Below are 16,073 nucleotides of genomic sequence, written 5' to 3'. Positions count from 1 at the left end.
GTTCAGGTATTAAACTGGCTTGTTTTCGCCAAATCAAACAACTCTCTTAACGCGACAGTATACATTGCATACTCTTGTTTTTTAGCACTTTTAACTTCATTGAGAACATTTTGCCAACGATCAAGTAGCCATTCATTTTCAGTACACCACTTATCGATCACCTGTTCTACTGTAGACCCTTTGACCCGCCCTTTAATAGCTGTCGCCACCAAGGCACGCTGCTGCCAATCCAAATCATCCCTAAACGCTTCTCGCGCCAACGCCTGCCAGTAATTATCAACACTCAACTTGCTGAGCTTTCTAGACAACCAATCCAATTCCAAACGCTGCCCTAAACCGAAATAAACTTGAGCTACTTGATCTGGTGGCACGTCCGCTTCATCAGCAACCTCAATTACCCCTAAAGAGGCGTATAAACAACGTGCACCCGAGATGAATTTAGCCAACTTACTCGGCACACCTGCTTCCTGATAGCGACTGAGCGCACTCTCCCAACGTGTTAATGGCTCTCCTCTGAGTAATTTTTCCTGTTTAGGGACTATTTTTCCTAGCTGAGCTCTAAAACTATCAACCTCGTTCTCGCAATCTACTTCCGCACGGCGGTTACGAACAAACCAACGCGTAGCTCGACGCATCAGATGTTGTAGCTCGTGCATCATCTCTAATTGGATATCACTGCTAACTTTATGATCGAGCTTTTCAATCTGCTGCCAAAGATTCTCAATACCGAATACATCACGAGCGAGTACATAAGCTCTAGCGATTGCCGCCTCATCGACCCCTGTTGAAATGCGTAAGCGGTCAACAAAGTTCACCCCCATCATATTAACCATGTGGTTTGCGATTTGAGTGCCGATGATTTCTCGGCTTAGACGGTGAGCTTTTAGTTGATCACCAAACTCAGAAACCAATCTCTCAGGAAAGGCGGTAAATAGCTCTTGTGATAGATACTCATCATCAGGAATAAACGATAGGCTCAACGATTCTTTAAGTTCTGCTTTACTGTATGAGATCAGAACCGATAGCTCTGGACGGCTTAACCCCTTTTTCGATGCCCGTCGTTCATTCAGGACCTCATCGGTAGGAAGGAACTCTAGCGCTCGATCGAGCTTACCTGCCGATTCCATGTTGGTGATGTAACGCTGATACTCTGCCATCCCTTCAAAAGATCGGGACTCAGCCATAGAGATCGCTTGAACTTGTCGATAATTATTTTTCAAGACCAAAGAAGCGACTTCATCAGTCATCTCTTCAAGCAATGCATTTCGCTGCTTCTCAGTCATGTCACCATTAGCAACAACTTGATTGAGAAGAATCTTGATATTGACCTCATGGTCAGAGCAGTCCACACCTGCAGCGTTATCGATAAAGTCGGTGTTCATCCGTCCACCAGCGAGTGCATATTCCATTCGCGCCAACTGACTCATCCCCAAGTTACCGCCCTCACCTACAACTTTACAGGACAGCTCTTGACCATCTATACGCAGAGCATCATTGGCTTTATCGCCAATATCCGCATCAGTCTCGGTACTTGCCTTAACATAAGTACCAATCCCGCCATTCCAAACCAGATCTACCGGCGCTTTTAGCAGTTTATTCAGAAGATCATTCGGGGTAACAGTCGCTACCTTTTCACCAATAAGCGCCTGTATTTGTGGAGACAGAGTGATCGATTTGGCAGAGCGCTCAAAAACACCACCGCCTTCTGAGATTAATTTCTTATCGTAATCGGTCCATGCCGAACGAGGCAGCTTAAATAAGCGGTCACGCTCTTTCCAACTTTTTGCAGCATCTGGATTTGGGTCGATAAAAATGTGTAGATGGTTAAACGCTGCTACCAGACGAATATGCTTCGACAGCAACATACCATTACCAAATACATCACCTGACATATCGCCTATGCCAATCACCGTAAAGTCATCTTTATCGGTGTTTACACCCATCTCACGGAAATGCCGCTCAACAGAGACCCACGCACCTCTTGCGGTGATCCCCATTTTCTTATGGTCGTAGCCCTGACTACCGCCTGAGGCAAACGCATCACCTAACCAAAAGCCATAAGATTGCGCCAATTCGTTAGCAATGTCTGAAAAAGTCGCCGTACCTTTGTCTGCAGCCACTACTAAATAAGTGTCATCTTCATCATGGCGAATCACATCAGCAGGTGGGCTCACCTCACCTTCAACGAGGTTATCTGTAATATCTAATAAGCCACTGATAAATGTTTTGTAGCAGTTGACCCCCTCTTCAAACCACTCTTCGCGACTCATGCCATCGTGTAATGATTTAGCGACAAAGCCACCTTTAGCCCCAACAGGAACAATTACCGCATTTTTAACCTGCTGCGCTTTAACTAAACCTAAAACTTCGGTTCGGTAATCTTCCATGCGGTCGGACCAACGCAAACCACCACGAGCCACCTTACCGCCACGAAGATGAACACCCTCAACCCTAGGCGAGTAGACAAAAATTTCATATTTAGGCCGTGGTAACGGCATATCTGGGATCTCATCAGGGGACAATTTAAAAGAGAAATAGCTTTTAAGATTTTGCCTATCTTTTTGATAGAAATTTGTTCGCAGCGTTGCCTTGATAAGTAATAAATACTGACGAATCACGCGATCATCATTCAAACTACTTACATCTTCTAACGCGTCGATAATAGTGGATTCAACCGCTTCTTGATCGGCCGTGTTACCCGGTTCAAACCGTGCTTTAAAGAACTGAACAATCTTGGCGGCTATATCGACGTATGAATTTAGCGTCGTACTAATCGCTTCTGGGCTGATTGGAAAACTTATCTGTTTCATGTACGCAGCATAAGCACGAAGCATCGCCACCTCGCGCCAGCCAACCTTCCCCGCCAACACGAGACGGTTAAACTCATCATTCGCGGCTTCACTTTGCCAAATTTTTAGAAAGGCCTCTTCAAACACCTCTTTGAGTGTTGATAGCGATACAGAGCCTGCTCCTGTGTAGTGAAGATTAAAATCATGAATCCATACCAGATCACGCTTACTTTCTATTTTGTACGGGTGCTCGTCTATGACTCTTAAACCTAAATTTTCTAGCACAGGGATAACATCAGATAGAGGTAAAGATGCGCCTAGACTGAACAGTTTGAAGTTAAGGCAATTCTGTTCCTGCTCCAATGCTTGGTAAAAACTTAGCTGCAATGGCGCTTGATCGGATAGTTTTTCTATATGCTGTAGATCTACTACCGCTGTTCTAGCGGAAAAATCCGCGCTGTAACTCGCAGGAAAACCACTACCAAACTGGTTGTAAACTCGAATACCTGATTCCTCACCAAGTGTTTCAACCAAGACATCTCGCAGATCATCACACCAACTACGGGCCGCCAATCTCACCACCCGTTCTAATTTATCGGAATCAAAATCCTCGACAATGTTATCCCCACGAAGAATAAACTGCGTACGCGTCAGAATGGATTCAGAAAAATAAGTCGTAAAATCTGCATGGGTGCAGTTCAACTGCTCCATCAATAGCGACTGAATTTTGTGCCTAAAGTCAGTGCTATAAATATCCCTTGGTGAATAGACCAGACAGGAATAAAACTGACCAAAGTAATCACGGCGCACAAACAGCCGTATCTGACGTCTTTCATGAATTTGTAGCACGCCAATAACGGTCCGATAGAGGTCATCTACCGATACCTGAAATAGATCATCTCGAGGATGAATCTCTAAAATCTGTAGCAGCTCCTTCCAGTCATGGCCATGACGGTGCAAGCCAGACTTTTCCATAATCGCATCCACCTTCCGGCGTACAATTGGAATTTGGCGGGAGCTCTGAATATAAACGCTAGAGGTATATAAGCCTAAGAATCGGCATTCACCTACCACTTCACCCTTCTTATTGTATTGTTTGATACTGATGTAATCAGGGTAAGTAGGACGATGAACACTGGAGGCTCGATTGGATTTCGTAAAGGAGAGAATATCGGGTATTAGAACAAAGCCTTCGGCATCACGATCATTCTCATTAACTAAAGCAGAACGGCAATGTTCATCGCAGAATTTCAACAAACCGAGTTGACTACCCGGAATAGCTTCGAGGGTTTTCTTCCCTTTCTTCTCTACTAGTTGGTATTCGTCATAACCTAAGAAGGTAAAATGATCCTTTATCCACTTAATAAAGTCATGTACTTCCGACGTAATCTCAGCATCAAAGCCTTTGATCGCCTTTGAGAAAATGTCTGCTTGAGCATCGCATCGCTCAACCATAGGCTCAAAGTCTTCTACCACCATAGTTACGTCTTCAAGGACATTTCGTAGCGCTTGCTCCAAGTCTTGAAGATCTGCAGTATCCGAATGTCTATCAACCTCGATCGAAACTAATGATTCTCTTTGAGAATTTTTAGCTCGACTGTCCTTTTTGAGTAGAGAAGATAAGCCGCCTTTATCATCCCTTTTCAAAGTCACAACCGCATTATGTATGGCGTGAATGGTTAAATTACGTCGATTAAGCTCCATTCGCAGAGAATCAACTAGGAAGGGAATATCCTTCTGCAAGACTTCAATCACGGTATGAGTCGATTGCCAACCATGCAGCTCGTAATCGGGGTTAAATACCCTGACCTTCACCTGCCCGGCTTTACGCTCTTGAAGAAACTGCCAACAAGCGAGTGTCGAACCGTAGAGATCTTCTAACTTCCATTCGAGGAGATCAGCTAACGAAGCGGATGAGTAATATAGAGTTGCAAACTCCACCAAGGCTTCAGACCTTTCTTTCGGTAATCGATTTTCTAATTCTTGGCACAGTGTTTTTAACAGATTAGCTTTTTCATCCTGGCCTAGGTATTCCATCTGCAACCCTCAATTTTTCTCAAATAATCAAAAGTATAGACAAAATGTAGCCAACAGCCGTTTAAGTACAAAAACGTTTGATACAAACAAATTTTTAACGGTTTAGAGAACTAGAAATCACACAGAAACGAAACATGCGAGAGCAAAAATAATCAAACAATTATTAAACCGGAATACGTTGATTCACCCTGCAGGATTACTCATAATAAAATGAAAATCATAATTATGACTTACAGTCCTAACCCAATGTAAGCTATAGCCAGCGATGATAGCGCGAGGATTCCATTGCGATTTATTTCTTCTCACTTTTTCTTTCTACTGGCTTTCACTGCTTTTCAAGCTCAAGCTAAAGTATCTTCTTCTCTCGATACAAACACCCTCTATTTAGGTCAAAAAATCACGCTGACCTTAGAAACTGATCAGCAAGATGTCACTCGGCCAAACCTAAGCCAATTACAAAAAGACTTTAATATTGTTGGCACACGCAAAGTCACTGTCTCGAGCCATACCACAGGATCGGTAACGACAAAAACACGTTGGGTGCTACAACTAAAACCTCGAAGGGACGGCGAGCAAGTTATTCCTTCTATCTTTGTAGGACAGCAAGCCAGTCAAGAACTTCCAATCTCAGTGCTACCCGCTAATGATAATCCTGAACTTGCAGAAGGCACTGGCAGAGCGATCTTTCTAGAATCCAGCCTTGATAAAGATGAACTCTACGTAAATGGGCAAGCGATTTTACGCTCGAAGGTTTTCCATCTTGCTCCATTACCTTTGGATGCAAATTTAACAGCGCCAGAATCACCTGATGCGATCATCAAGCCGTTAGAAGAGCAAAAGCAATATACCAGTATGGTGCGTGGTCAGAACTATAATGTTACCGAAACAAGCTATACGCTGTTCCCACTTCAGGAAGGCGAAGTAGAGATTAGCCCAGTGTTTTTCTCAACCACTCTATCGAACAACACAGTGGTCGAACTGAATAGTGAACCTCTATTGCTTTCGGTATTACCTCCCGCTAATCAGAACACACGCAAGTTATGGCTTCCAGCCACATCGATCTATATCGAAGACAACTTGGAAGAACTCAATCAGGTTAGTCAATCTGACAAGCTTACAAGGATAATCAAACTAGAAGCTGAAGGATTACCCTCTTCTTCTCTACCCTCAATGGCATCATTACAAAACCCTGATGCCACCATCACCCTACTCAATGTCGTTTTAGAAGAACGCATGACCGAGCAAGGTGTTATCAGCCAACGAGTGGAAGAACTAGAAATTACACCTAGCAATAGCAAAGAGATCATCTTGCCTTCAATCGACATTCCTTGGTGGAATACAACAGCCGACAAAGGCCAGACAGCCTCTATCACTCAGAGGAAAATTGAAGTTACACCTGCGGTTATCCCTACCAACAGCTCTGAATCAGATAAAGAGGGGTCCTCTGGTTCGATCACTTTTTTAGTTTGGATTCTAACAGGGATCAGTATTGCAGCGACTCTGGCCTTTATCTATACGTTTAACCATCTGCGTAATATTAAAAAGCAATCTAAAGAAGAACCTGATCATTCGTTCTTTGAAGAGGAACAAAAGCGGGTTGCGTTTGAGATAACAGAGAAAAACACTTTTCAGGCTTTCTCAATCGCCTGTAACCAAAACAATCCCAATGTTGCTCAATTGCGTTTAGTTGAGTGGGCTCAAAGCTTTTGGGCTTCACCTGAAATACAGTCGCTAGAATCCGTGTGCGAATACGCGAATAACCAAACGATAAATCTGTTGGTAATGGATCTACAGCAACATCTATACGGCCAGCAAGACGAGTATTGGCAAGGAGACCTCATATTAGACGCCATGTCGAAAGTGAGGGCTCGACAGCTTCGTCAACGCTTGGATCTGAAAGACGGACAACAACGTTTGGACTACAACCATTAACAATACAGACCCAGTAAAGTGGAGCGCTAAATGGAATACACTCGACATACGGCACTAATGCGTATGGTTGGCCTAGGCGGGGTCGCTTCAGAAGAAAACGAACGCGCCAAACGCTGGGGGCGCCGATTTGAAGGGCCAATGGTGCTGGCTGCGATATGGATTCTTATAGACTGGTATCTGCAATCTAAAGGTGTCTCTAACGCTTACACCTCTTTTGCTTCCGACTGGCTGATTTGGCTACTATTTATGTCAGAGCTGTTTGTGATGCTATGGCTGGTTAATGATCGCATTAAATACCTCAAGCACAATTGGATGAGTCCACTCATCGTACTTGGTGGTCTACCGGTTATATGGGGTGTTGATACCTTCTATGCAGGGATAATCCGAACCCTTAGGCTTGCTCTAACCATCGGAATCTTCCTGCGTGTTTCTAAAGATACCCGTGATCTCTTGTCTCGGCATAACTTAGGTATCACACTCTTTATCTGCTTTATCATCTTGGTGATTTCCGGACTGCTAATTTCAGGTATCGATCCTGCCTTTGAAACACCTATGGATGGTTTATGGTGGGCCTGGGTTACCGTTACTACTGTAGGTTATGGCGATCTTGTACCCGCGACAACTGAAGGCAGAATATTTGGCTCGCTTCTCATCCTAATGGGATTAGCCATGTTCTCCATGTTAACCGCTAGTTTCTCCGTGTTCTTTATCGAACAGGATGAAAGAGAGCTAACTCAAAAAGAAGAACGCAATATTGAACGTATCGAAGGTTTAGAAAGAAAACTAGAAAAGATTGAAAACCAGCTAGACCAAACTCTAGAGGCGTTAAATAAACTCACCGAACAACACAGCCAATCATCTGATGACAAAAAACCTAACTCCTAAAATTCCATTCAGAAGTTAGGTTTTGTCTAAGTGTCTTACGACAGAACTGCTCGATTAAATCACTTTCTTAAAGCAACAGCTGTCTAATATCGGTTATAGCGCTATTGATATAGGCCATAAAGCGACCTGCATCACCACCATTAATTACCCGATGATCAAAGGACAAGCTCAGTGGTAACTGCTTTCTCGGCTGAAACTCACGTCCATCCCAAACAGACTTTATACTTGCCTTAGCAACACCCAAAATCGCGACTTCTGGGGCATTAACAATCGGTGTAAAGCCTGTGCCGCCTGTAGGCCCTAAACTCGATATAGTGAAACAACCGCCCTGCATATCCGCTGGCTTTAGTTGCCTTTCACGCGCTTTACCAGCCAAGTCATTTATCTCAATAGACAGCTCAGAGATACTTTTGCTATCTGCCCCTTTTATCACTGGTACGACCAATCCCGCAGGAGTGTCTACAGCAACGCCTATATTGACGTAATTTTTATAGATAATCTGCTTACCATCAGAGCTTAACGAACTGTTAAACAATGGGTACTTACGTAAGGTTTGAGCAATAACCTTCACAATAAAGGGCAGTATGGTTGGCGCTTTTTCTAAGTTCAGAAACTCAGGCTTAAGCCCTTTTCGAAAAGACTCTAGCTCTGTGATATCAGCTTCATCAAATAGAGTGGCATGGGGAATATTCAACCAACATCGCGTCATATGCTCTGAAGTCGCACGCGCAATATTAGACATATCCTTAAAATCAACGGCACCAAAGCGACTAAAATCCTGTTCAGGTATCTGAGGAATACCTGAAGATTGCGGCATTGCCGTTTTCTGAACTCGTTCTAGTTTAACGAATGCCTTAATGTCTTCTTTTAGAATTCGGCCTCGAGGGCCTGTTCCCGAGATATCCTCGAGATTTACGCCAAGCTCTCTAGCCAATTTGCGAGCTGCAGGCCCTGAATACACCTGACTGGATACTGCACTCTTTGCACATTGCTCGCTTTTAACAGGCTCTTTAGAGCTTCTAGTGTCGCTGATTATTTCAACGCTCACCGCATCATGATTTAGTGCCTCAATTTCAGTCTCTTCTTTAGCTTCTCTAGCAATCTCTTGATAATCACTTTTACCCGCTACTTCTTGTTCCAGCACTGCACAAAGCAAAGTACCACTTTCAACCGTCGAACCCACGTCAACGAGCCATCCCTCCAATACACCCTCTACAGTGGAAGGAACTTCCATCGACGCTTTATCCGACTCAATAACTAGCAGTAGTTGACCAATTTTGATCTCTGTACCTAAATCAGCGCACAACTCAACTACTTCGCCAGCCCCATCAATATCTGGCATAGATACAATTTCTGAACCCATCTTTATTACCGCTTGTTAGTCTCTACAAATGAGAGACGTTTTATTTCTTAGAAAATTAAAAATAAGCAGGGTCTGCTTTTTCATAAGGAATTTTGAGCTTATCTCTTGCGCTATTTAGCGTTTCACGGCTAAGCACCTCTTTGCTATAGAGGCGAGATAAGGCTGCCCAAGCGATAAAACGGGCATCAACTTCAAAATGATCTCTGAGGGTTGGACGGCTTTCACTTAATCCGAAACCATCCGTGCCTAATACAACGGGATCTTCTGGGAACCATCGAGCAATGCCGTTGGGTAAAGATTTCACAAAATCACTGACAGCTACAAAAACACCCTGTTCGTGTTTCAGAGCAATTTGAAGATAGCTCTCAGCATTAGCATCGGGGTTCAGTAAATTCTCCCGCTCGACAGCCAATGCATCTCTGACCAACTGGTTATAGCTGGTCACACTCCAAATATCGGTACTACAACCAAACTCTTCTAAGATCTCAGCGGCTTTTAAAACCTCCTGCATTAAACTTCCACTACCAAACAGATGCACTTTATGCCCAGAGTTTTCATTCTTAACGTAGCGATACATCCCTTTTAGAATCTCCTTTTCACACCCCTCAGGCATAACTGGCATTAAGTAGTTTTCGTTGTACAAGGTGATGTAATAAAAAATATTTTCATTATTGATATACATCCGCTCGATACCATCTTTGATTATCACCGCTAACTCGTAGGCAAACGCGGGATCGTAGCTGAGCATATTAGGTACTGTTGCAGCGACAGCTTGGGAGTGACCATCTTGATGCTGAAGACCTTCACCATTTAGGGTTGTTCTACCTGCCGTGCCACCTAAAAGGAAGCCTTTCGCCATACTATCAGCACAAGCCCAAATCATGTCTCCAACACGTTGGAAACCGAAGATCGAATAAAAGATATAAAACGGGATGGTTGGCACCCCGTAGTTTGCATAGGAGGTTCCTGCCGCTAAGAAAGACGCCATCGCACCTGTCTCACAGATCCCCTCTTGCAACAGCTGACCATCTTTAGCTTCTTTATATGGAAGCAAACTACTTGAATCCACTGGGTTATATTTCTGACCTTCAGAAGAATAGATACCAAACTGTTTGAAAAGAGACTCCATACCAAAGGTACGTGCTTCATCCGGCACGATAGGCACAATGTATTTACCTATCTCTGGATCTTTTAATAGATGAGACAACATACGAACAAAAGCCATGGTTGTGGATTGCTCGCGTTTCGTACCAGATATCGCCTCTTTAAACAGGGCTAAAGGAGGAAGCGCTAGTTTTTCGAAGTTCGCATTTCTGGACGGTAGATATCCACCTAACATTTGTCTCTGTTTGTGAAGATACTGAATTTCTTGGCTGTCTGGGCTTGGCTTATACAAGCTTGCCGCAGCCAACTCTTCATCACTCAATGGAATTTCAAAACGACGACCAATCTCAATTCGCTCTTCGGCCGTTAACTGCTTTTTCTGATGACTTGTATTTTGCCCTTCAGCACTCGCCCCCATACCATCGCCTTTAACAGTTTTCATTAGAATAACCGTTGGCTTACCTGTATTTTCCATGGCTTTATCAAACGCACTAAAGATCTTCTGTCGATCTTGGCCGCCACGTTTTATACAACGAATCTGCTCGTCGCTCAGCGTCTTCATCAACTCCTCTAAACGAGGATCATTTTGCGTCCAGTGATCGCGCACACTCTGGCCATCGGAAACTGTGTAATATTGGTAATCGCCATCCACAGCTTGATCCATTCGATCTTGCAGAATACCTTCACGGTCTCGTAAGAACAGTTCATCCCATTCACTGCCCCAGATCACTTTGATAACATTCCAACCAGCACCACGATAGCTTCGTTCTAGCTCCTGAATAATTTTGCCATTGCCTCGCACAGGGCCATCCAAGCGCTGCAGATTACAATTGATCACCATCACCAAGTTATCTAAGTTATCTCGGCTGGCCATGTTGATTGTCCCTAACACTTCGGGCTCATCCGATTCACCATCACCAATGAAGCACCAGATTTTTCCACCGTTTGGCTCTTTCAAACCACGATTTTCTAAATACCTCATAAATCGTGCTTGGTAGATTGCCGAAGGCGTAGAAAGCCCCATCGATGCGGTCGGTCCCTGCCAAAAATCAGGCATACGTCTCGGATGAGGATAAGAGCTTAATCCTCCCCCTTGTTGAAGTTCTCGACGGAAATTAGCCATCTGCTCGTCAGTTAGGCGGCCTTCAAGGTACGCTCTCGCATATATACCTGGAGCAGCATGCGCTTGGACTAATAGCTGATCACCACCATACTTATCTGTGTGCTGTTTAAAAAAGTGGTTTAAACCCACTTCCAACATAGTGGCTGCGGATTGATAGGTCGCAATATGCCCACCAACACCTGTACCTTGATCATTCGCCTTAACCACCATCGCGAGAGCATTCCAACGAATAATGTTTTCAAGCTTCTGTTCTAACTCTCTATTTCCGGGGTAGCTGCGTTGCTCATTAACAGGAATCGTATTCCGATAAGGTGTATTCAACGTGGCTTCCGTTGTGTGAACACCCTGTTTAAACAACGAATTTTGTAAGAGACGAATGATGTCACGGCCACGCTGCGAACCTTGTTCTGCCATCACATCGTCAAGCGCATCAATCCACTCTCTGTTTTCTTGATTTCGCTCATCTTCACCTAAGGCTTCAATAGCTTTATTTAAATTGTTCATAGGAATTTCCAAGGACTAAGAATCTATAAAAAGGGGATTCTTATGGAATCCCAAACGTCCCGGATTAGGACAAGCTGCATCAATCTTGTGAATTGAACTCTGGCTCAGGGGATGAATTGCCCAAGCAAGTTTGGTGTAAATAAATTAGCAGCAAGCCCTTAGTGAAAGTTCTCAAAAAAATCACAATTCAACTCAATTTCTAGAGAAAAAAGCCAATAAAAGAGAATAAATTGGCACAAATAGCCAACAACGAACTTAATATATTAGTTAAGCGCTTTTTATACCGATAAAGGATGCAAACAAACCATGTGCAGGAGTCTGCATCTTAAAGAGCGAACATTTGCGTTTAAGAATCATCGCTAGAAAGGCTTAATCAGAATCGTTAGGATAGTTAAAATACCTCTGATCATTGCTATTTAAATGCGAAATTCATTCAATCATTAGCAAGCATCACTAGTTTCTAAAATAGCCGTAGGAAATTATGCCAAGCAAAAAACTAGACCGAATCGACCAGCAAATTTTGGAAGAGATTCAAAAGAATGGAGATATCAGCAATTTAGAACTAGCTGAAAAGGTCAACCTATCCCCTTCACCTTGTGCACGCAGAGTTAAACAACTAGAAGACGCCGGTATTATTGAAAAACAAGTGACGTTGCTGAATAAGAATGCTGTGGGGCTGCCTATGAGCGTTTACATTCATGTGTGTCTAGATAAACAAAAGCCCGAAATTTTAGACAATTTCGAGCGTATTATTGCCAGCTATGAAGAAGTCGTCGAGTGCGCATTGATTACAGGTAGCGCAGCTGACTACATCTTAAAAGTACTTATGCCAGATATGTCCTATTATGAGAAATTCCTTCTGAAAGAGCTTAATCAGATAGAAGGGGTAAGCAGTATTAGAACTAGCTTTGTTATGCGCCAAATAGTAAGCCGTACAGAACTTCCGTTATCCCACATTAGCTGAGGTTATCAATTCATGTCGACGAATCCAGATACAACAAAACTCACTGGTCAGTGTTTATGCGGCGGTATCAAGTATGTGGTCACTGGCTTACAACCTAAGATGGCGCATTGCCATTGCAGTATGTGTCGTAAATTCCATGGCGCGGCATTCGGTACTTATGGAGTCGCTAAGGTAGAGAACTTTAAGTGGCTACAAGGTGAAAAGTTACTTAAAACTTATACGTCACCTAATGGCACCAAACGACAGTTCTGTTCCGAATGCGGTTCTAGCTTAACCTTTGCACCTATTAATAACCCTGGCACCCATGTTGAATTTACTTTAGGCACATTAGATAGCGAAATTACCGTTAAACCAGATAGTCATATCTATTGCAGCTATAAAGCTGATTGGTACGAAATTTCAGATGATTTACCACAATTCCCCGAAGGCAGAGAAAGCTAGAAGCACTCGTTAGAAGTTTACGGCTGAATACATCGCTCCAGAAAGCTCTGGATAGTGAAACTTATAGCCTATCTCTTCTAGCTTTTCGGGGTAAACGCGTTGCCCTTCCACCAACAACTCCGCGCCCTCACCCAACATCAGGTTGATAACAATGCCTGGCATTGGCATAAATGCTGGTCGACCTAAGGTCTTTCCTAAGGTTTTGGAAAACTCCGCATTCGTTGCAGCGTTTGGTGAGGTTAAGTTAAATGGGCCTGATAGTTGATCGTGGGTTAATAGCATAGAGATTATTTCAATCTCATCATCAATATGTATCCATGACATCCATTGTTTGCCACTGGCAATCGGCCCACCTAGTCCGAGTTTAAATGGCAGTAACATCTTGCTTAATGCACCACCGTCACCCAGTACCACCCCTGTTCGGATGAGGCATACTCTGACTCCAAAGGCTTCTGCCTTTAACGCTTCTGCTTCCCAATCGGCACAAAGTGTATGCGTAAATCCTCTATTTGGCAGGCTTTCTTCGCCAAGTTTTTTATCGTCGTCATGACAACCGTAATAGCCTATTGCTGAACCACTAATGAGGACCTTCGGTTTTACGGTTTGTGCTTCGATCCACCCAACGAGCTCATGGGTTAGATCGATACGACTCGCTCGCAGAAGCTGTTTACGATCCTCGGTCCACTTCTGATCGGCAATCGGCTCACCAGCTAAATTGATAACAGCATCTACCGCTAATTCATCCTGTGGAGGTAGATCACGAATCGCCTCAACTCTTCCTTGAAACAATTCCGCAACTTTAGAAGGGTTCCGGCTCCAGCATACCACCTCGTCTCCTTCAGCTAATCGAGCTTCGATAAAGTGTTTACCGATAAAACCTGTTCCACCTGTCACTAAAATTTTCATACCTTTTTCCTTAAGGATTAAACCCATCATATAGCTGTTATTCGGTGCTTATAACAATTACAGCGAAAAGTAATTTAGTCGCTGCAGCAGAACTCTATTGTTGTTACGATGCATTGCAGTATTTAGATTAGCAAATTTATAAGAGTGCACCGATGTTTACTGGAATTGTTCAAGGTAAAGCGACAATCAAAGCTGTTGAAACTAAAGCCGATTTTATGCGGCTGCAAGTAGAGCTTCCTTTAGAGCATTGTGACAATTTGCAAATTGGCGCCAGCATCGCTTTAAACGGCACCTGCCTAACCGTTGTCGAATTTGAGAATAACTTAATCAGCTTCGACCTGATTATGGAAACACTTAAATTAACCAATCTAGGCGACCTCGCGCCAGGTGATCAGGTTAACTTTGAACGTGCCGCTAAATTTGGTGATGAAATCGGTGGCCACCTACTTTCAGGTCACATCCACCAGCAAGTAAAAATTGCCAAAATCGAAAAGCCTGAAAACAACTGGATTGTATGGTTTGAAGCGGCCCCAGAATTTCAACGCTATATATTTGCCAAAGGTTTTATCGGACTTAACGGCTGCAGCCTAACCATTGGTGAAAAACAGGATAATCTGTTCAACGTTTACCTCATCCCAGAAACCTTAGCGGTTACAACCTTTGGAGACTTAGGCGAAGGCAGCAGGGTTAATATGGAAATTGATGCCCATACGCAAGCGGTGGTGGAAACAGTAGAACAATATATGAACAGCCATAACTTATTAAAAACTAAATAAAATTGTCATTAATATTTCTCAACAAAAATGTTAAAAAAAACTTTATAGTTTAAGTTAAGTGCCGATAACCCTTTAACGGATCCTATTAAAGGCGAACTATGAGTTTAAACGAGCTAGAAAAGGAAAATCAGGAGCTCAAGCGCACCCTTCGCTTAATGTTAAGCAAGGCTGAGCGCAATGAGAGTGTCCTGAATAGCTTTTTTGATGTGGAGATTCGCCTTCTCTCATGCGCTCGTTTATCTGAGTTACTCGATTTAATGCTGATTGAGTTTAAAGACCTCTTTAAACTGAGCAATGTAAATCTCATCCTATTCGATCCGGAACATGCTGCACGCACTCTGCTAGACGATTATGTACCGCCACCTCCAGGCAATACGTTACGGTTTGTACAAAGCCAACGCTTACTAAAATCGTTATACCCTAATCAAAAACTCATTGTGGGTGCGCCAAGCGAAGCTGTGCGCAGAGAAGCCTTCCCTGTAGCAGATAACCCGATTGAGTCCTGCGCACTGTTGCCACTGATTCGCCAAAACTGCCTTATCGGCAGCCTGCATTTAGGTAGCGCAGATGCGAGTCGATATACCCAACATGTTCGCTACGACTATATTCAGCACTTAGCTTCTGTGATTTCTGTTTGTATCGAAAACTGCATTAACCAAGAAAATCTACATCGATTAAGCAGCATCGATATGCTGACGAAAGTGCATAATCGTCGTTCGTTTGATCAGGAGATAGTTCGAGAGCTGTCCCGTGCAAGCCGTGCTAATCACTCTTTAGCCTGCCTGTTTATGGATCTAGACCATTTTAAAGTAGTTAACGACACCTACGGCCATCAAACCGGTGACAGAGTTTTAAGAACGGTAGGTTTATTCTTAGGTAAACAACTGCGCAAAACTGATATTATTGCGCGCTATGGCGGCGAAGAGTTCGCGGTACTACTGCCAAATTGTGATAAAGCGCGGGCGATGGAAATAGCAGACACATTGAGACAGAAACTTTCTCGTCTTATTTTCCGCGATGAGAATGCCAAGCCATTTAGGATGACGACATCTGTCGGCGTATCTCTGTGTACACCAGCTAACTATCCTAAAGAAAGCCTTAACAATATTGCCTATCAACTGATCCAGTCAGCGGATAAGGCAGTCTATGAATCCAAACATAACGGTCGTGACCAAGTCTCTTTTACTCAGTTTCAAGAGCCTCAAATCGATCTAAGCCAAATGCTTAACTAATTCTACTTAGTATCTCA

General features: G+C 43.5%; 10 protein-coding genes. 6 read left to right on the top strand and 4 right to left on the bottom strand.

What is annotated here, in order from left to right; genetic code table 11:
* Positions 1–2 precede the first annotated feature (2 nt).
* Positions 3–4,826 carry an NAD-glutamate dehydrogenase gene (locus tag ACMXYP_RS06380; RefSeq protein WP_415884174.1) on the bottom strand — a complete coding sequence of 1,608 codons (4,824 nt, stop codon included), beginning with the start codon at positions 4,824–4,826 and terminating at the stop codon, positions 3–5.
* 285 nt (positions 4,827–5,111) lie between these two features.
* On the opposite strand from ACMXYP_RS06380, the gene ACMXYP_RS06375 reads away from it, so the two are divergent.
* Together ACMXYP_RS06375 and ACMXYP_RS06370 are read left to right on the top strand one after the other, a co-directional pair.
* Positions 5,112–6,758, top strand: a complete 1,647-nt coding sequence (locus tag ACMXYP_RS06375) for a BatD family protein (RefSeq protein ID WP_415884173.1) — start codon at positions 5,112–5,114, stop codon at positions 6,756–6,758.
* 30 nt (positions 6,759–6,788) lie between these two features.
* A complete protein-coding gene (locus ACMXYP_RS06370) occupies positions 6,789–7,643 on the top strand; it encodes an ion channel (RefSeq protein ID WP_415884172.1) in 855 nt (284 codons plus the stop codon).
* A 67-nt stretch (positions 7,644–7,710) separates the two neighbouring features.
* On the opposite strand, the gene ACMXYP_RS06365 is transcribed toward ACMXYP_RS06370, so the two are convergent.
* Positions 7,711–9,006: a 2-oxo acid dehydrogenase subunit E2 gene (locus tag ACMXYP_RS06365; protein WP_415884171.1), complete on the bottom strand. Its 1,296-nt coding sequence runs from the start codon at positions 9,004–9,006 to the stop codon at positions 7,711–7,713.
* A gap of 55 nt (positions 9,007–9,061) precedes the next feature.
* Complete coding sequence (gene aceE, locus ACMXYP_RS06360; RefSeq protein WP_415884170.1) at positions 9,062–11,737, bottom strand: pyruvate dehydrogenase (acetyl-transferring), homodimeric type; 2,676 nt, start codon at positions 11,735–11,737, stop codon at positions 9,062–9,064.
* Between the two features lie 481 nt (positions 11,738–12,218).
* Between aceE and ACMXYP_RS06355 the strand changes: the two genes are divergently transcribed.
* Positions 12,219–12,701: an Lrp/AsnC family transcriptional regulator gene (locus ACMXYP_RS06355; protein WP_415884169.1), complete on the top strand. Its 483-nt coding sequence runs from the start codon at positions 12,219–12,221 to the stop codon at positions 12,699–12,701.
* Between the two features lie 12 nt (positions 12,702–12,713).
* On the top strand, positions 12,714–13,142 hold the full coding sequence (locus tag ACMXYP_RS06350; RefSeq protein ID WP_415884168.1) for a GFA family protein: 429 nt from the start codon (positions 12,714–12,716) through the stop codon (positions 13,140–13,142).
* A 9-nt stretch (positions 13,143–13,151) separates the two neighbouring features.
* On the opposite strand, the gene ACMXYP_RS06345 is transcribed toward ACMXYP_RS06350, so the two are convergent.
* On the bottom strand, positions 13,152–14,048 hold the full coding sequence (locus ACMXYP_RS06345; protein ID WP_415884167.1) for a TIGR01777 family oxidoreductase: 897 nt from the start codon (positions 14,046–14,048) through the stop codon (positions 13,152–13,154).
* Positions 14,049–14,200: 152 nt separating this feature from the next.
* Between ACMXYP_RS06345 and ACMXYP_RS06340 the strand changes: the two genes are divergently transcribed.
* Positions 14,201–14,824 (top strand): riboflavin synthase subunit alpha, encoded by a 624-nt coding sequence (locus tag ACMXYP_RS06340; protein ID WP_415884166.1) that lies wholly within the window; start codon positions 14,201–14,203, stop codon positions 14,822–14,824.
* 98 nt (positions 14,825–14,922) lie between these two features.
* The gene (locus ACMXYP_RS06335; protein WP_415884165.1) at positions 14,923–16,056 is read left to right on the top strand and encodes a DUF484 family protein; all 1,134 of its coding nucleotides are present in this window, start codon (positions 14,923–14,925) and stop codon (positions 16,054–16,056) included.
* Positions 16,057–16,073 lie beyond the last annotated feature (17 nt).

This window comes from Neptuniibacter sp. QD34_54, assembly GCF_047778055.1.
GTDB lineage: Bacteria > Pseudomonadota > Gammaproteobacteria > Pseudomonadales > Balneatricaceae > Neptuniibacter.
Note: the sequence above shows the minus strand (reverse complement) of the source record. Positions and strands in the feature narration are given on the sequence as shown.